The organism is Rhodovulum bhavnagarense, from assembly GCF_004343505.1.
Taxonomy (GTDB): Bacteria; Pseudomonadota; Alphaproteobacteria; order Rhodobacterales; family Rhodobacteraceae; genus Rhodovulum; species Rhodovulum bhavnagarense.
Genome location: NZ_SLXU01000004.1, coordinates 46,504 through 63,767, shown reverse-complemented (window position 1 = coordinate 63,767; position 17,264 = coordinate 46,504). Strand labels below are relative to the sequence as shown.

The 17,264-nt window shown below is 65.0% G+C and carries 17 protein-coding genes; 12 read left to right on the top strand and 5 right to left on the bottom strand.

Annotated elements, in window-relative coordinates; translation table 11 throughout:
• Positions 1–64 precede the first annotated feature (64 nt).
• Positions 65–247: a hypothetical protein gene (locus EV663_RS06350; RefSeq protein ID WP_132950954.1), complete on the top strand. Its 183-nt coding sequence runs from the start codon at positions 65–67 to the stop codon at positions 245–247.
• 6 nt (positions 248–253) lie between these two features.
• On the opposite strand, the gene ribA is transcribed toward EV663_RS06350, so the two are convergent.
• Positions 254–1,333 carry a GTP cyclohydrolase II gene (ribA, locus tag EV663_RS06345; protein ID WP_132950953.1) on the bottom strand — a complete coding sequence of 360 codons (1,080 nt, stop codon included), beginning with the start codon at positions 1,331–1,333 and terminating at the stop codon, positions 254–256.
• A 158-nt stretch (positions 1,334–1,491) separates the two neighbouring features.
• On the opposite strand from ribA, the gene EV663_RS06340 reads away from it, so the two are divergent.
• The 6 genes from EV663_RS06340 (at position 1,492) to EV663_RS06315 (ending at position 5,931) form a co-directional block, all read left to right on the top strand.
• Positions 1,492–2,178: a response regulator transcription factor gene (locus tag EV663_RS06340; RefSeq protein ID WP_132950952.1), complete on the top strand. Its 687-nt coding sequence runs from the start codon at positions 1,492–1,494 to the stop codon at positions 2,176–2,178.
• A 138-nt stretch (positions 2,179–2,316) separates the two neighbouring features.
• Positions 2,317–3,288, top strand: a complete 972-nt coding sequence (locus EV663_RS06335) for a glycosyltransferase family 2 protein (protein WP_132950951.1) — start codon at positions 2,317–2,319, stop codon at positions 3,286–3,288.
• 22 nt (positions 3,289–3,310) lie between these two features.
• On the top strand, positions 3,311–4,099 hold the full coding sequence (locus tag EV663_RS06330; RefSeq protein ID WP_132950950.1) for an exodeoxyribonuclease III: 789 nt from the start codon (positions 3,311–3,313) through the stop codon (positions 4,097–4,099).
• Positions 4,100–4,171: 72 nt separating this feature from the next.
• Positions 4,172–5,080, top strand: coding sequence for a thioredoxin (gene trxA, locus EV663_RS06325; RefSeq protein ID WP_132950949.1), 909 nt, complete (start codon positions 4,172–4,174; stop codon positions 5,078–5,080).
• A gap of 27 nt (positions 5,081–5,107) precedes the next feature.
• Entirely contained in the window at positions 5,108–5,752 is a 645-nt protein-coding gene (locus EV663_RS06320; RefSeq protein ID WP_132950948.1) for an LON peptidase substrate-binding domain-containing protein, read from the top strand.
• The gene (locus tag EV663_RS06315) at positions 5,749–5,931 is read left to right on the top strand and encodes a Trm112 family protein (RefSeq protein ID WP_132950947.1); all 183 of its coding nucleotides are present in this window, start codon (positions 5,749–5,751) and stop codon (positions 5,929–5,931) included. The genes EV663_RS06320 and EV663_RS06315 overlap by 4 nt, the downstream gene beginning before the upstream one ends.
• A 112-nt stretch (positions 5,932–6,043) precedes the next feature.
• Here the strand turns inward: EV663_RS06315 and EV663_RS06310 are convergent, their stop codons facing one another.
• Entirely contained in the window at positions 6,044–7,270 is a 1,227-nt protein-coding gene (locus EV663_RS06310) for an FAD-dependent monooxygenase (protein ID WP_132950946.1), read from the bottom strand.
• 83 nt (positions 7,271–7,353) lie between these two features.
• On the opposite strand from EV663_RS06310, the gene EV663_RS06305 reads away from it, so the two are divergent.
• The 4 genes from EV663_RS06305 (at position 7,354) to EV663_RS06290 (ending at position 13,547) form a co-directional block, all read left to right on the top strand.
• Positions 7,354–8,679 carry an amidase gene (locus tag EV663_RS06305; protein ID WP_132950945.1) on the top strand — a complete coding sequence of 442 codons (1,326 nt, stop codon included), beginning with the start codon at positions 7,354–7,356 and terminating at the stop codon, positions 8,677–8,679.
• A 139-nt stretch (positions 8,680–8,818) separates the two neighbouring features.
• Positions 8,819–10,000: an aminotransferase class I/II-fold pyridoxal phosphate-dependent enzyme gene (locus tag EV663_RS06300; RefSeq protein ID WP_132950944.1), complete on the top strand. Its 1,182-nt coding sequence runs from the start codon at positions 8,819–8,821 to the stop codon at positions 9,998–10,000.
• Between the two features lie 12 nt (positions 10,001–10,012).
• A complete protein-coding gene (locus tag EV663_RS06295) occupies positions 10,013–12,868 on the top strand; it encodes a DNA translocase FtsK (protein WP_132950943.1) in 2,856 nt (951 codons plus the stop codon).
• A gap of 67 nt (positions 12,869–12,935) precedes the next feature.
• On the top strand, positions 12,936–13,547 hold the full coding sequence (locus EV663_RS06290) for a LolA family protein (protein WP_132950942.1): 612 nt from the start codon (positions 12,936–12,938) through the stop codon (positions 13,545–13,547).
• A 6-nt stretch (positions 13,548–13,553) separates the two neighbouring features.
• Here the strand turns inward: EV663_RS06290 and EV663_RS06285 are convergent, their stop codons facing one another.
• Both EV663_RS06285 and EV663_RS06280 read right to left on the bottom strand, forming a co-directional pair.
• Positions 13,554–14,135, bottom strand: coding sequence for a transglycosylase SLT domain-containing protein (locus EV663_RS06285; protein ID WP_132950941.1), 582 nt, complete (start codon positions 14,133–14,135; stop codon positions 13,554–13,556).
• Between the two features lie 74 nt (positions 14,136–14,209).
• Positions 14,210–15,091 (bottom strand): AEC family transporter, encoded by an 882-nt coding sequence (locus EV663_RS06280; protein WP_132950940.1) that lies wholly within the window; start codon positions 15,089–15,091, stop codon positions 14,210–14,212.
• A gap of 83 nt (positions 15,092–15,174) precedes the next feature.
• Here EV663_RS06280 and hspQ point away from each other — a divergent pair, with 83 nt between their 5' ends.
• Positions 15,175–15,501 carry a heat shock protein HspQ gene (gene hspQ, locus EV663_RS06275; protein ID WP_132950939.1) on the top strand — a complete coding sequence of 109 codons (327 nt, stop codon included), beginning with the start codon at positions 15,175–15,177 and terminating at the stop codon, positions 15,499–15,501.
• A gap of 12 nt (positions 15,502–15,513) precedes the next feature.
• On the opposite strand, the gene EV663_RS06270 is transcribed toward hspQ, so the two are convergent.
• Positions 15,514–17,094: a gamma-glutamyltransferase family protein gene (locus EV663_RS06270; RefSeq protein ID WP_132950938.1), complete on the bottom strand. Its 1,581-nt coding sequence runs from the start codon at positions 17,092–17,094 to the stop codon at positions 15,514–15,516.
• Positions 17,095–17,264: the final 170 nt, after the last annotated feature.

Genomic DNA, 17,264 nt, shown 5'->3' with positions numbered 1-17,264 from the left:
AAGACCGGCCCCCGCCCCCCGTGCTAGGATCATCCCGCGAACAGGCTGCACAGGAGGATGAAAGATGGAATCGTCCAAGGTGATGGAGTATGCCCGCGCCCTTTTCGATGCGCATGGCGACAAGGCAGAGGCCGAGGCCGCACAAAAGGCCGCTGCGCTGGAATCCGAAGGCCAGGCCGAGGCGGCCGAGACATGGCGCAAGGTGCAAGCCGCCATCCAGCAGATGCGCGCACCCCACCAGGGGTAGCCCGCCCTATAGCAAGTGCCCTGATTTTGCGGCCTTGGTGGCAAGGTAGCGCGCGTTTTCGCAGGTCTGCCCGACCCTGAGCGGCACGCGTTCGGTCACGTCGATGCCGTTCGCGCGCATCATTTCGATCTTGGCGGGGTTGTTGGTCATCAGCCGGACGGCGGAAAATCCCATCTCGCGCAGGATCGCGGCGCCGATGCGGAAATCGCGCTCGTCATCCTCGAACCCGAGCCGGTGATTGGCCTCGACAGTGTCGAATCCCTGGTCCTGCAACGCGTAGGCACGCATCTTGTTGGCAAGCCCGATACCGCGGCCTTCCTGGTTGAGGTAGAGCAACACACCGGCCCCCTCGCTCCCCATCTGGGCAAGGGCGGCCTGCAACTGCGCGCCGCAATCGCATTTCAGGCTGCCGATCAGGTCGCCGGTGAAACAGGCCGAGTGCAGCCGCGCCAGCACCGGCGCGCCACGCGGCGGGCTGCCGATCTCCACGGCGTAATGTTCCTCGCTGCCGTCGGCGGGGCGAAAGACATGCACCCGCCCCGCGCGGGAAACCGCCAGGGGAACGCGGGCCGAGGCGACCTCGTGAAGGGCGATTTCCTCGGTCAGCACGCGCTCGGCCTCGGGCAGGGCCAGGTGGGTCAGGCCCTGTTCGGCGGCAAGGCGGTCGGCATCCGTCAATTCCAGCGCCACGACCGCGGGCAACAGGTGCGCCGATTTTGCCAGGTGGATCGCGGCGCGGTGCGCCCGGCTATCGCCTGCGCGCAGTGTTTCGAACGGGCCCAGAAACGGGCGGTCCAGGTCGTCGGCCGGATCGGCCACAGCACGCACCCAGCCGGGACTCGCGTCTCGGGGCAGGCGAAGCCGCGCCATATCGCCGTCATAAGCGCGCGCTTTCAGCGTTTCGGCCCGTCGCGCGGTGATCGCCAGAACCGGCTCGCCCCCCAGATCGCGCAACCCCGCCAACCGCCCCGGACCGAGGGTTTCGGCCGCCAGCACCAGGAGTGACCCGACCACGACCGGCACCCCCATGCGCAGATCGCCGCGTGCGCGGGCAAGCCGTTCGGTACTATCTGGTCCCAGGGGCATGGGCGATCCTTTCTGCAGGGCACATCTAGCGCCAAGTCTGACAGATATGAAACAAAACCCGCCTGTGCCACACGCTTGCGTGAAATCCTTGTCGCAATACTTGCGGGTGGGGGGGCTGCGCGCACATCTGTGGCGCATGGCAACGGGGAGGACGCATCATGAGTAACCTCAAGAAAATCCTGCTGGTCGACGATGATGACGACCTGCGCGAAGCGTTGAGCGAACAACTCGTCACCACCGAAGATTTCGATGTCTTCGAGGCCGATAGCGGGGCACAGGCCCTGGCCAAGGCGAAAGAGGCGCTTTACGACCTGGTTATCCTCGATGTCGGCCTGCCCGATACGGACGGCCGGGAATTATGCCGCCTGCTGCGCAAACAGGGGGTGAAATGTCCCATCCTGATGCTGACCGGCCATGACAGTGATGCCGACACCATCCTGGGGCTGGACGCGGGGGCGAACGACTATATCACCAAGCCTTTCAAGTTTCCCGTCCTTCTGGCCCGCATCCGGGCGCAATTGCGTCAGCACGAACAATCCGAGGACGCGATCTTTCAGCTTGGCCCCTACACGTTCAAGCCGGCGATGAAGATGCTGATCACCGAGAACGACCGCAAGATCCGGCTGACCGAGAAGGAAACCAACATCCTGAAATACCTCTACCGCGCCTCCGAGGGCGTGGTGGCGCGCGACGTTCTGCTGCACGAGGTCTGGGGCTACAACGCGGGGGTGACCACCCACACCCTGGAAACCCATATCTACCGCCTGCGCCAGAAAATCGAACCCGACCCGTCCAATGCCAGCCTGCTGGTGACGGAATCGGGCGGCTACCGGCTGGTCGCCTGAGTCGCAAAGGCCACGGTCGGCACCTGCGGGCCTCTTTCGTTCGCCCTGCGCTTGTGCGCGGGGCGCGTTTTTGTGATTCTGCGCGCCGATGCAAACTGGCGTAACCGCCAGAGCCACGAAACGAGCAGGACATGGGGCATGGCGCGGCAGAGCTATACCGTGATTTCCACGATGAAGAACGAGGGTCCGTTCATTCTTGAATGGGTGGCCCATTACAAGGCATTGGGCTTTGACCACATGGTGGTTTGCAGCAACGACTGCGAGGATACCACCACCGAGATGCTGCTGGCGCTGCAGGCGCGCGGGCTGGTGCGCCATCACGCCACCCGCATATGGCCGCGCGCCGGTATCCAGCGCTCGGCGCTGAAACAGTCGCGCCGCTATGGCGAGGTCAAGCAGGCCGACTGGATCTTCGTCTGCGATGCGGACGAGTTCCTGAACATCCATGTCGGCGACGGATCGGTGCGCGCCCTGGTCGAGGCATCGGGACCGGATGCGGATGTCATTTCGGTGCCGTGGCGTGTCTTTGGCCCCAGCGGTGTGCAGGCGTTCGAGGATCGGCCGGTTACACAACAGTTCACCCTGGCCGAACACGCCCCCGACCGGCGACCCAAGGCGGGCAAGTTCAAGAAATCGCTTTTTACCGGGCTTGACCGGTTCAGTCGGGTGGGCATACATGCCCCGATCCCCGCAGATGACTGGGCCGACCGGATCAGGGTCGTTCTGCCCGGTGGCGCGCCCTTCGTGCGGACCGAACCCCAGGGCGCCCAGGTCTCTTTCGAGATCGCGCAGGTCAACCACTATGCCCTGAGGGCGGCGGATACCTTCCTGGTCAAGCGGGCCCGCGGCCGGGTCAACCACATGTCCCAGACCATGGGCTGGGATTACTGGCGCAAATTCGACCTGAACCATGTCGAGGACACCACCATCCGCCGCTATGACGCCGCGGTCGGGGCCTGGCTGGACCAGTTCATGAACGATCCCGAGTTGCGCGGCTTGCATGACCGTGCGGTGGACTGGTATCGGGCCAAGATCGCCGAGCTGCGCGGCGATGGCGACCTGGCCCCGGTAGTGGGTCAGATCGACGCCACGCTGGCGCGTTCAGCCTGACCCCACATTCGGGAACCTGCCCATGCCCCTTACGATCGCCACATGGAACATCAACTCGGTCCGGCTGCGGGCGGGGCTGGTGTGCCGGTTCTTGTCCGAACAGGCCCCGGACATCCTGTGCCTGCAGGAATGCAAGAGCCCGGTCGAAAAGATGCCGCTGCAGGCATTCCGCGACCTGGGCTACGGGCATGTCGTGGCGCGCGGGCAAAAGGGCTATAACGGCGTCGCGATCCTGTCGCGCCTGCCGCTTGCCGATGCGGGCGATCTGGATTTCGCCGGCCTTGGGCACGCCCGGCACGTCGCAGCGCGGTTGGAAAACGGACTGACGGTTCACAATTTCTACGTCCCCGCGGGCGGCGACGTGCCCGACCGGGCCGTGAATGAGAAGTTCGGTCAAAAGCTCGACTACCTGACCGGCATGCGCGACTTTTTCCACGAAAACGCGCCGGAACGGGCGATCCTCGTGGGCGATCTCAACATCGCCCCGCGCGAGGATGACGTCTGGTCGCACAAGCAGTTGCTGAAGGTCGTCAGCCATACGCCGATCGAGGTCGAACACCTGGGCGGCGCGCAAGAGGCGGGCGGCTGGGTGGATGTCACCCGCGCCGACATTCCGCAGGGCAAGCTCTATTCCTGGTGGTCCTACCGCGCCCGCGACTGGGATGCCGCCGACAAGGGGCGCCGGCTGGATCACATCTGGGCCAGCTCCGATATCGCCGCCGCCGCCCATTCCAGCCGCATCCTGCGCGCCGCCCGCGGCTGGGATCAGCCCAGTGACCATGTCCCGGTCCTTGCGAGTTTCGATCTTTAGGATTCCACCCTTGGGTTTTGGTCACAAGCAGCACATATAAGGCGCAAATCTCTGACAAGCGGGGAAGAGGACATGCTGGAACTTGGTGGTAACGGCGCCGCGGCGCCGCAAAACGACCTGATAAAGGATATCGGCGAGGCGACCTTCATGCAGGACGTGATCGACGCCTCGCGCGAGGTGCCCGTGATCGTCGATTTCTGGGCGCCCTGGTGCGGCCCCTGCAAGGCGCTTGGCCCCGCGTTGGAACAGGCGGTGATTGCGGCCAAGGGCAAGGTCCGCATGGTCAAGATCAATGTCGATGAGAACCAGCAGGTCGCCGCACAGTTGCGCATCCAGTCGATCCCGACGGTCTATGCCTTTGTCGACGGCCAGCCGGTCGATGGCTTCCAGGGGGCGCTGCCGGCCTCCGAACTCGCGTCTTTCATCGACCGCGTGGTGCAGGCAGCCGGCGGTAATGGCCTCGACGAGGCGATCGCGGCTGCCGAAGAGATGTTGGCCGAGGGGGCGGTGGTCGATGCTGTCCAGACCTTTGCCGCGATCCTCGGCGAGGATCCCGCGAATGCCGCCGCCCATGGTGGCATGATCCGCGCCCACCTGGTGCTGAACGAGACCGAAAAGGCTGAACAACTGCTTGCCGCTGTGCCGCGCGAGATCGTCAGCGCCCCCGAGATCGAGGCCGCCCGCGCCCAGGTCGAACTGGCCCGCCAAGCTGCCGAGGCCGGGCCGGTGGACGAGTTGCGCGCCGCTGTCGATCACGACCCGGACAACCATCAGGCCCGGTTCGACTTGGCCAAGGCGCTGCATGCCGCGGGCCAGGTCGAAGAGGCAGTCGACCAGCTGCTGGACCTGTTCCGCCGCGACCGCGACTGGAACGAGGGGGCGGCCAAGGATCAGCTCTTCACGATCTTCGACGCGCTCAAACCCCAAGACCCGATCGTGCTCAAAGGCCGCAGGAAACTTTCATCGATGATATTTGCCTGACGAGAGGCGCGTCCTAGCTTGCCAGTCATGCTCAAAGCGCCCGACCTTCCCGACACCATCCCCGTCTTCCCGCTGCCGGGGGCGTTGCTGTTGCCGCGCGCCCGCCTGCCGCTGCACATCTTCGAGCCGCGCTATCTCGCGATGCTGGATGACACGCTGAAAACCCCGCATCGGCTGATCGGCATGATCCAGCCGCGCGAAGGGCCGGGCGGATCGGGGCGCAAACTGCAATCCATTGGCTGCGCGGGCCGCGTGACGGCCTTCTCGGAAACCGAGGACGGACGCTACATGATCACTCTTTCGGGTATCTCGCGCTACCGTGTGCTGGGCGAACAGTCCGGTTTTACCCCCTATCTCAAGGCCGACATTTCCTGGGACGGGTTCGAGCGCGACATGGGCCCCTGCGAAACCGATCCGGGTTTCCTCCGCAAGCCTTTCCTGTCGCTCCTGTCCCGCTTTTTCGAAAGCCGGGGCCTGTCGACCGACTGGGACAGTCTCGAAGAGGCCGAGGACGAATTGCTCATCAACTCGCTTTCCATGCTCTGTCCTTTCGCACCCGAGGACAGGCAGGCCCTTCTGGAGGCCCCCTCGCTGGCCACCCGGCGCGAAACCCTGGTGACCCTGATCGAATTCGCGCTCCGCAGCGGGAGCAACGAGGAGACGATGCAATGACCGAAACACCCCATACCGATCGCAAGATGCTGGAATCGCTTGTCTGTCCCGTGACCCATGCGCCGCTGGCCTTTGATGCCGAGCGTCAGGAACTGGTCTCGCGGGCTGCACACCTGGCCTTCCCGATCCGTGGTGGCATTCCGATCATGCTGGTCGACGAGGCTCGCAGGCTGGATTGACGCCGCCGCGTCTCGGCCCGTCCTTCTTCTTGGAAAAATACCCTGGGGGTCCGGGGGTGAAACCCCCGGCCGTGCGCCCCCGCTATTGCCGGGGTGAAAGCGGCTGATGTCTCTACAACGCGCGCCCGCTCATCAGACGCGGCAAGTCTCCGTTCAGTCCTGCCGCCTCGCGTATAAAACGGCGGCGCAGGCCCGGAACCGCGCTCACCGCCCCCATTCCGAGGTCGCGCGCCAGTCGCAGTAGAGGGTTATCGTTGGAAAACAGCTTGTTTACCGCGTCCGTCCCGGCCGCCATCAGCACGGTATCGAACCGTCGCCAGGTCTGGTATCGTTCCAGCACATCGCTCGCACCGATATCCTCTCCGCGGCGGCGCGCTTCGACCAGGACTTCGGCCAGCGCGCCCACGTCGCGCAACCCAAGGTTGAGGCCCTGTCCCGCAATCGGGTGTACCCCATGCGCCGCATCGCCCAAGAGCGCCACGCGCGGTGCGACGAAGGAATTGGCCAGCGTCAGGTTCAGCGGGTAGGCGAACCTTGCGCCGGTCAACGAGATCTCGCCACGGAAATCGCCGAAACGCGGGCGCAGCGCGGCCAGGTAGCCCTCGTCGTCCAGCGCCTGGATCGCGGCGGCGCCGGCATGGGTTTCGCTCCACACGATCGAACTGCGATTGCCCGGCAGCGGCAGGATCGCCAGCGGTCCGGCCGGCATGAAGAACTGGTGCGCCTCGCCGTTATGGGGGTGTTCGTGCGCGACGGCGCAGACCAGTGCGGTCTGGCCGTAATCCCAGCCCGTCCGCTTGATCCCCGCCCGGGTGCCGGTGCCCGTCCTGCGCCCGTCGCAGCCCACCAGAACCCGCCCACGCAGCGTCTTGCCCGAGGCCAGTGTCACGGTAACGCCGGTTGCGTCGGGCGCCTGGGCCACCACGGTTTGCCCCGATATCAAGGTCACCCCCGGTGCGGTCTGCATCGCTGCCAGCAAGGCCTGGCGCAGATAACGGTCCTCCAGCATGTAGCCCATCGGACCTTCCTCGATCTCGCCGTGGTGGAAGTCGAGGAAAAAGGGGGCGGGTCCCTCGCCCGCGTGCCCATCGGATGCGACGATGCGGTTGATCGGCTGACTGCGCATCCCGACATCGCGCCAGATGCCCACCGCCTCAAGCAGCCGCATGGAGGCCAGCGCCAGCGCATAGGCGCGCCCGTCGAAACCGTCATCGGCATGGGTCGCGGCGGGCAGCGCGTCGATCACGGTTGCCGAAAGGCCGCCCTGGGCCAGCGCAAGGGCCAGCGCGGGGCCGTTCAGCCCGCCGCCCACGATCAGGATGTCGGAATCGTATGTCATGCCCTGCAATATGGCCGCGCGCGCGGGATTGTCCATAACGCCCTTGCCCGCTAGCCTCGCCCCGTTGCAGACGGAGGGCGGGCATGGATTGGCGAAAGATGAGCGCGGCCGAGTTGGGCCGGGGGATCGGCGCGGGGCAGATCGACCCGATGGAGCTGTGCGCCGCCTTCCTGGATGCGATTGCCAGCCATGACCATGGCGACCGCATCTATGCCCGCACCACGCCCCACCGCGCCCTGGCCGAGGCCGCGGCGGCGCGGGATCGGGCACGGGCGGGCCGCCGGCTGGGCCCGCTGGATGGTGTGCCGGTGTCTTGGAAAGACCTTTTCGATACGGCCGGCGTGGCAACCGAGGCAGGCTCTGCCCTGCTGGCCGGCCGGGTGCCGGGGCGTGATGCCGCCGTTCTGGATACTGTCACCGCGCAAGGGCTGGTCTGCCTGGGTAAAACGCACATGACCGAACTGGCCTTCTCGGGGCTGGGGGTGAACCCGATGACCGCGACGCCGCCCTGCATTCATGACCCGCAGGCCGCGCCGGGCGGGTCGTCCTCTGGGGCGGCGGCCTCGGTTGCCTTCGGGTTGGCCGCGGCGGGGATCGGGTCCGATACTGGCGGGTCGGTCCGGGTGCCCGCGGTCTGGAACGATCTCGTGGGGCTCAAGACCACGGCGGGGCGGCTGCCGCTGGCGGGCGTCGTGCCGCTGGCGCCGAAATTCGACACGGTCGGCCCGCTGACCCGAACCGTGGAGGATGCCGCGCTGTTGCTGGCCGCGCTTGAGGGGGGCAGACCTGCCGATCTGCGCGGCGCGACGCTGAACGGTGCGCGGTTGATGGTGTTGGAAACCGTCGCGCTGGACGGTCTGCGCGAGGCCCCCCGCGCCGGGTTTGAACATGCGCTGACGCGGCTGGCGGCGGCCGGGGCCACGCTGGAATGGCGCGCCGCGCCCGAGGTGGCCGACGCGATGGCGCTTTCGGGTGTGCTGTTTGCCACCGAGGCCTACGGGACATGGGAAAACGTGATCGAGGCCGCGCCCGAGCGTATGTATCCCGAGATATTGAAACGCTTTCGCGGCGGGCGCGATCACGCGGGGACGGATTACGTGGCCGCATGGCAAAGGCTTGACCGGCTGCGCGCGGACTGGGTGCGGCGCATCGCGGGGTTTGACGCGGTGGTGTTGCCGACCTGTCCGATCCTGCCGCCGAACGTGGCCCGGCTGTTGGCCGATCCCGATTTCTTCGTTTCCGAAAACCTCCTGGCGCTGCGCAATACCCGGATCGGCAACCTGATGGGGGCGACGGTTCTGACGATTCCGACCGGGATAGCGTCGACGGGGATTTCGCTGATGGGTGCGCCGATGTCCGAGGCTCGGCTGTTGCGGCTGGGGGCCGCGGCAGAGGTGGCTCTGGCCTAAATGCCACATTCTGCCGCCGGCACAGTGCCGGCGGCGCCCGGTTTCTGGACCCGCCCCCGCGCAGGGAGTATCGTTGCGCAAAACGGGGCGGTCCGAAACGACCCCGGATTGAGGCAGACACAACATCAAGTCAGGGTCCATGACCTTTCCCGAGCGGTTTTCGAACCTGCCAGACTACGCCTTTCCGCGGCTGCGCCGCCTTCTGGACTGTCACGGTCCGGGGGGCGCGCCGATTCACATGACCATCGGCGAGCCGCAACATGCCTTTCCGTCATGGGTGGCGGGGATCGTGGCCGAACATGCCCACGAGTTCGGCAAGTACCCCCCCAACGAGGGCACGCCTGAATTGCGCGCCGCGATCACCGACTGGATCGTCCGACGTTATGGTGTGATGCTTGACCCTGACCGTAACATTGCCGTCTTGAACGGCACGCGCGAGGGACTGTTCAACGCCGCGCTTGCGCTGTGCCCGGAACGAAAACAGGGCCAACGGTCGGTGATCCTGACGCCCAACCCTTTCTACCAGGTCTATGCGGTGGCGGCGCTGGCGGTGGCGGCCGAACCCGTCTATGTGCCTGCCGCGGCCGAAAGCGGGTTTCTGCCCGATTACGCGGCATTGCCCGCCGAGGTGCTGGACCGCACGGCGATTGCCTATCTTTGTTCGCCCTCGAATCCGCAAGGCGCGGTGGCCGACAAGGCCTATTGGAAAGACCTGCTTCGGTTGGCTGAGAAACACGATTTCCAGGTCTTCGCCGACGAGTGTTATTCCGAGGTTTACCGCGATGCACCCCCTCCCGGCGCGCTGGAGGCCGCTCGTGAAATCGGCGCCGATCCCGAGCGGCTGGTGATATTTCATTCGCTTTCGAAAAGGTCCAACCTGCCCGGCCTGCGCTCTGGCTTTCTGGCGGGCGGTCCCGAATCCTTGCGCCGGATAAAGCTGTTGCGCTCTTATGCCGGGGCGCCTCTGCCGTTGCCGCTGCAACGGGTGGCCGAAAAGATCTGGGCGGATGAGACCCATGTGCGGGAAAATCGTGCCCTGTATCAGCGTAAATACCTTATCGCGGATGAGATATTTGGCGATGTGCCTGGCTATTGCGCGCCCCAGGCGGGGTTTTTCCTGTGGCTGCCGGTGGATGACGGCGAAGAGGCCGCGCTCAGGGCGTGGCGGCTGACCGGCGTGCGGGTTCTGCCCGGCGCCTATCTTTCGCGCGACGTGAACGGCGGCAATCCCGGCGCGGGCTATATCCGCGTCGCGATGGTCGCCCCAGAACAAGAAATGCGGCACGGGCTGACACGGCTGCGTGACTGCCTCTACGGGTGAGGATTTCAGGCTATGGCGTCTTACCAGATCAAGGATCGCGAACCGTTGCTTGATGCCACGATGCAAGAGGCGATCGAGCGGCGCGGCAAGGAATTGCTGGGGTTCACGCTTCTGGGGATTGCCCTTGTGCTGGCGATGATCCTCGGCTCTTACGTGCCGGACGATCCAAGCTGGCTGTCGGCTACCGATGCGCCTGCGCAGAATCTGCTGGGTCATTTCGGGGCCTCTTTGGCCGCGCCGCTGTTCATCGTGGTTGGCTGGGGCGCCTGGGGGCTGGTCCTTGTGCCTGCGGCCTGGGGGGTGCGCCTTGTCGGCCATTGGGGCGAAGAACGGCTGTTCAGTCGGATGATCTTTGCCCCCATCGCCGTGGCGCTGGCGGCGGTCTATGCCTCGACACATGTGCCGCCTGCGTCCTGGACCCATAGTTTCGGTATGGGCGGGCTTTTCGGTGATACCGTTCTGGGTGCTCTTCTCAATCTTGCGCCGGTGGATACGGTGCTGGGGCTGCGGCTGTTGGCGGGGCTTGTATGGCTTGCGACGCTGGCCATGATGCTGTTCGTTCTGGGGCTGGATCGGGCCGAGCTCCGTCGCTTTACCCGGCTGATCGTGATCGGGGTGATCCTGACCTACGAGGGGCTGCGCCGCCTTGCCGGGAAATCGGCGCGCGGGGCGATGGACGGGGCGCTGCGCGGGGCAGAGGCGTTTCAGACCCGCCTGCAAGAACGACGCGCCCGTGCCGCTGACGTGGCAGGGCCCGCGCCCGCTGCTGTCGGCGCCGCCACATCGCGCGTTACGCGTGCCGAACCGCCTGTTCATGCCGATGACGTTGCGCCCGCAGACCCCGCGCCGCGCCCGCGCGCGGGTTTGTTTGCCCGGATGCCGGCATTGATGCGCCGGGTGCCTGACGAGGTGCCCGAACCAGAGCTGGTCGAACCCGAACTGCCCGCACTCGATGGCGACCTTGACCCGCTGTCGGAAGACCGGATCAAGGCGCGGATTGCCGACGTGATCAAGTCGCGCGCACGCCAGAGCCGCGTCGCGCCGGCCGCGCGCGCCGAACCGCCGCTGCGCCGTCGCGGTCCACAGCCGCTGATCCTGAATGACCGCCTTGTGGCCGAACCGCCCCTGACCGCCGCTGCGCCTGTCCCGGAGATTGAGCCAGAGGCCGAGGCGCCGCTGTCCGATGCCGTCATCGAACCTTTTGCGCAACCGGCCATGCCGCGCCCGGCCATTCCCCTGGCAGAGCCGCGCAAGGTGGTGCAGCACCCGCCGCGCAAAACCGTGCAACCCTCGCGCCGCGCGATCGAAGAGGCCCAGCCCGCCCTGAAATTCGACGAGGGTGCAGAGCTCGCAGAGCTCTACGAGACACCGCCGCTTTCACTGCTGAGCAGCCCCTCGACGGTCGAACGCCTGCATCTCAGCGACGAGGCGCTGGAAGAAAACGCAAGGATGCTGGAAAACGTGCTGGATGATTACGGCGTCAAGGGCGAAATCGTGTCGGTTCGCCCCGGCCCCGTCGTCACCATGTACGAACTGGAACCCGCACCGGGGCTAAAGGCGTCGCGCGTGATCGGGCTGGCCGATGACATCGCGCGCAGCATGTCGGCGCTGTCGGCGCGTGTATCGACCGTGCCGGGGCGCAGCGTGATCGGGATCGAATTGCCCAATTCCAACCGTGAAAAGGTGATGCTGCGCGAGATCCTGTCTGCGCGTCAATTCGGGGACACCTCGATGCGGCTGCCGCTCGCGCTTGGCAAGGATATCGGTGGCGAACCGGTGGTCGCGAACCTGGCCAAGATGCCCCACCTGTTGATCGCGGGCACGACCGGGTCCGGCAAGTCGGTTGCGATCAACACGATGATCCTGTCGCTGCTCTACAAGCTGTCGCCGGATGAATGCCGTCTGATCATGATCGACCCCAAGATGCTGGAACTGTCGGTTTATGACGGTATCCCGCACCTGCTGTCGCCCGTGGTCACAGACCCGAAAAAGGCCGTCGTCGCGCTGAAATGGGTCGTGGCCGAAATGGAGGAACGCTATCGCAAGATGTCCAAGATGGGCGTTCGCAACATCGAGGGCTATAACGGCCGGGTGCTCGATGCGCAGGCCAAGGGCGAGATGTTCAAGCGCACGGTGCAGACCGGGTTCGACGACGAAACGGGCGAACCCGTTTTCGAGACCGAGGAATTCCTGCCCGAGACCCTGCCCTACATCGTCGTGATCGTCGACGAGATGGCCGACCTGATGATGGTCGCAGGGAAAGAGATCGAGGCCTGTATCCAGCGGCTTGCCCAGATGGCGCGGGCATCGGGCATCCACCTGATCATGGCCACCCAGCGCCCCTCGGTCGATGTCATTACCGGCACGATCAAGGCGAACTTCCCCACCCGGATTTCCTTCCAGGTGACAGGCAAGATCGACAGCCGCACCATCCTGGGCGAACAAGGCGCCGAGCAACTGCTGGGCATGGGCGACATGCTGTACATGGCCGGCGGCGGGCGCATTTCCCGCGTCCACGGTCCCTTTGTCAGCGACGAGGAGGTCGAAGAAATCGTGACCTTCCTCAAGGCGTTCGGGCCGCCCGACTATGTCGGCAGCGTCCTGGACGGTCCCGACGAGGACAAGGAAAGCGATATTGACGCGGTGCTGGGACTGGGCGGAAACACCAGTTCGGACGATGCGCTCTACGATCAGGCGGTCGCGATCGTTCTCAAGGATCGCAAATGTTCCACTTCCTACATCCAGCGCAAGCTGGCGATCGGTTACAACAAGGCCGCCCGCCTGGTCGAACAGATGGAGGAAGAGGGCGTCGTCAGCCCCGCCAACCACGTCGGCAAGCGCGAGATCCTGGTGCCCGAACAGGGCTGAGATCGGGTGACGTTGATGTGAGCGATTGGCAGGTGCAAAGCCTTCAGCGCGCGCCTAGATTGGTGCCATGAAACGTTTTGCCCTTGCTCTTGGCGCGGCCGTGTTCGCCGCTGGCATCGCCGGTCCGGCGCTTGCGGAAAAGATCCAGCTTTCGCGGATTTCGGCCTATTTCAACAGCTTTGCCACGGCCCAGGCCGCATTCACCCAGGTCAATGCGGATGGCTCGGTCTCGACCGGGAGGCTGATGTTGAAACGGCCGGGCAAGGCGCGGTTCGAATACGACCCGCCGAACAAGGCGCTCGTGATCGCGGGCAGTGGCCGGGTGGCGATCTTTGATGACAAGTCCAACCAGCCCCCCGAGCAATACCCGCTGGACCAGACACCGCTCAGCGTGATCCTTGCGGCAAGGGTGGATTTCGCCGCTGCGCAGATGGTCGTGGGCCATGACGGCGATGCCGATGCCACCCGCGTCATCGCGCAGGACCCCGCCCATCCCGAATACGGCAAGATCGCGCTGGTCTTTTCCGACGACCCGGTGGAATTGCGGCAATGGATCATCACCGATGGCACCGGTCAGCCCACCACCGTCATCCTTGACCAGATGCAGACCGGCATGGACCTGCCCACGCGGTTTTTCGACATCGTCGGGGAAACCCGGCGCCGTACCGGCGAGAACTGACCGCGCTTACCAGCGGCGGCAACTCTTGAGTTGGCGTTCATAGGTGTCGGCCCGCGCGTCGACCCTGTCCGCCACGGCCAAAAGCCAGCCCTTGCTGTTATGGGTGCCCCGCGCATAGCCGGTCTGGCCCTCGTGATAGGCGAGATACTGGTTGCGCGTATCCGTCAGGGGGATGCCCAGCCTGTTTTTCGTCTGGGTCATGTACCAGCCCATGAAATCGGTTGCATCGCCGATATCGGTGCGCTTGGCGCGGCGCTTGCCGGTGGCGCGCTGGTAATCCTCCCAGGTGCCGTCCAACGCCTGTGAATACCCGTAGGCCGAGCTTTGTCGCCCCATCGGAATGATCCCCAGCGCATAGCGATGCGGGGTACGGGCACGGCCGTCGAACTTGCTTTCTTGATGGATCATGGCCATCTGCACATGCACTGGCACGCCCCAGCGGCGTTCGGTCTTTTGCATGGCGCGCATGTATTTCGGGCGCTCCGCCGCCAGCGCACAGGCATTGTCCAGGTTGCGCGGCGCGCCCTTGTAGCCACCGCCGCACCCGGCCAGAACCAGGCAAAGCGCCACGAGAAGGATCCTGCTCATCTGCCCCTCGCTCGATTTTTGTTTTGCACAGGGTAGAGGAAAAACGGTTCGGGGAAAACGTCAAACCCCGCCGGTCAGATCAGAAATGCGAGAGTGACTGGCAGTGCCAGCACCGAAATCAGCGTTGATACGACCACCAGACCCGCCACCGCCTCGGCATCGGCGCCGTATTTCTCGGCCAGAAGGTAAGAGGTAACCGCCACGGGGGTGGAGATTTGCAGCACGAGGACAGCGAAAGGCACGGGCGGCAGCGCGAACCACACCCCCACGCCCACCGCGACCCCGAGGCACAGCACAAGTTTCACCGCCGATAGCCAGAGCGCACGCGGCAGGTGGCCCGGATGCAACCGCGCGATCGCCACGCCCAACGTGAGCAGCATGAGCGGAATCGCCATCTGGCCGATCAGGTCCAGGGTATTGGTAAGGAAGGGCGGTGTCTGCCAGCCCTGCCACAGGAACAGCCCCCCCAGGAGCGTGGCGCCAACCAGCGGTTCGCGCAGCGCCTTGCCGGGCGAGCCGCCGCCCGAGACCAGCCAGACCCCGAATGTGAACGAAAAGATCGCCATCACCGCGAAGACGACCACCGCATAACCCAACCCCGCCTCGCCAAAGGCAAACAGCGCCAGCGGCAGCCCCATGTTGCCGGTATTGCCAAAGACGATCGGTGCAAGATAGGTGCGCCGGTCCAGCCGCGCCAAGACAACAACGGCCAGGGACAGAATCGCCACGGCCCCGTAGGATAGCGCCGCCGCTAATGACAGCGTGCTCAATGCCTGCGGCTCGATCTCTGTCTTCATCAGGGCGGTGAAGATCAGGCAGGGAACGGCCAGTGACATTGCCAGCCGGGTAACGAATTGCACCCGGTATTCCAGCCCCAGCTTGACCCAGGTAAAGCCAATGCCCGCCAACAGAAAAACCGGTGCAACGATTTCCAGAACTGTCAGAACAAGGTTCACAATCTGTTTCCCGGAAAATTGTGCCGTCGCATGGACAGCCCCCCTGGCCCGGCTTACATTCGGCCGGCAGGGGGCACAACGTGATGCATACGACGCGAACGAAATATCATCTGGGCCAGGTGGTCCGCCACCGCAAGCATCCCTTCCGCGGGGTGGTTTTCGACGTCGATGCCCGGTTCTCGAACAGCGACGACTGGTATGACGCGATCCCAGAGGATAGCCGCCCGCGAAAGGACCAGCCTTTCTATCATCTTCTGGCCGAGAACGACCACAGTTACTATGTTGCCTACGTTTCCGAACAAAATCTTGTGCCCGACGATACGGGCGAACCGGTCGAACACCCCGACCTGCCTGAACTTTTCGGCGAGTTCGAGGGCGATCACTACAACCTTCAGTTCCAGTTGAACTAAGCGCCTGCGCGCTCAGTATCCCAGTGCGCAGCCATCCTTGCGTGGGTCGGACGCGCCTTGCAGTACTCCTGTTTCATCGTCGATCAGGATCGCTTGCGCCCCGCCGATGGCCGAATCGGGCGTCACGACCTTGTGCCCCTTGGCGGCCAGCGCGGCGCGCACATCCTCGCCATAGCCACGCTCGACCAACAGGCCCGTTGCATCGGCAAAGCTACGCGGCGCGTCGATGGCCTGTTGCGGGTGCATCCCGTAATCTACAAGGTTTGTCAGGATGCGCGCATGGCCGTTGGGCTGATAGGCCCCCCCCATCACGCCGAAAGGTAGCAGGATCTTGCCATCCTTCTTGAGCATGGCAGGAATGATGGTGTGCATCGGGCGCTTGCCGCCGCCCGCCTCGTTTGGATGGCCCTGTTCCAGGCAAAAGCCCGCGCCGCGATTTTGAAAGTTGATCCCGAATTTGTCGGACGCAAGCCCCGAACCAAAGCTGTGGAAGATCGAATAGATCAGCGACACCGCCATGCGGTCGCGATCGACCACGGTGATATAGATCGTCTCGCGATGGACTGCCTCGGACAGGGCGGCGGGGTTTTCCATCGTGCGGTCCGGATCGATCAGCCCCGCCAGTTTCCGCGCCGTTTCAGGGGACAGCATATGTGCCAGCCGCGTGATGTGGTCCGCATCGGCGAGAAAACGGTTGCGTGTGTCATAGGCCAGTTTCGCGGCCTCGGCCTCGATATGGGCACGCATCGCGCCTAACGGGTCCATATCGGGCAAGTCAAAATGGCTCAGGATATTGGCCATCAGGATCGCGGTGGCCCCCTGGCCGTTGGGCGGATGCTCGACCAGGTCCACGCCCTTGTAGGGGCCACTGATCGGATCGGTATAGTCGCAGGCAGTCGCCGCGAAATCCTCAAGCGTATGACTGCCGCCAAGTGCGTTCAGCGAGGCAACCATGTCCTCGGCCACCTCGCCCTCGTAAAAGCCCGCGCGCCCCTCCATCGCGACGCGGCGAAGAACCTCGGCCTGTTGCGGGGCGCGAAAGACCTGGCCGGGGTGCGGCGCAACACCGGCAAACAGGTAGTGGTCTCGTGCGGCGCCCTTGAGGTGGCCCTCGGCCCGGCCCCAGTCAAAGGCAGTGCGCGGTGCGACCGGCACGCCCGCCTCGGCATAATGAATCGCGGGGGCAAGGCTGGCCTTCAGCCCGGCCCGACCCCAATCGCGTGAAAGCCGGCAAAAGGCATCGATGGCGCCGGGCACCGTGACGGCATCGGCGGTATCGGTGGGCATGACGCCCAATCCCCGGGCACGCAGCGCGGCCGCATCCAACCCGGCCGGGGCACGGCCCGACCCGTTAAGCGCCACGATCCTGTCCTCGCCCGCCGGTTTGACCAGAACGAAACAGTCGCCGCCGATCCCGGTCATCTGAGGTTCGCAAATTCCAAGCAGGACAGCCCCCGCAATCGCCGCATCCACCGCGTTTCCACCTGCCTCCAGCATCTGCACGGCGACCTTTGCCGCCAGCGGATGCGAGGTGGCGCACATGCCGTTCATGGCAAAGACGGCCGAACGGCCGGGCATCTGGAAATCGCGCATCCTCTTCTCCTCGATCACGGTGGCCTGACCCTAAGCCGCAGGGGCGGCCTTGCCAACGCGATTTGCACCGGATCGCTGGGGGATGGACCTCGACGCCGCGCACTGGGTGGGGGCTGTTAACGCGGCGCCGAGGGAAGCCTATGCAGCTACAGCTTCTGTCTAGCCCTGCA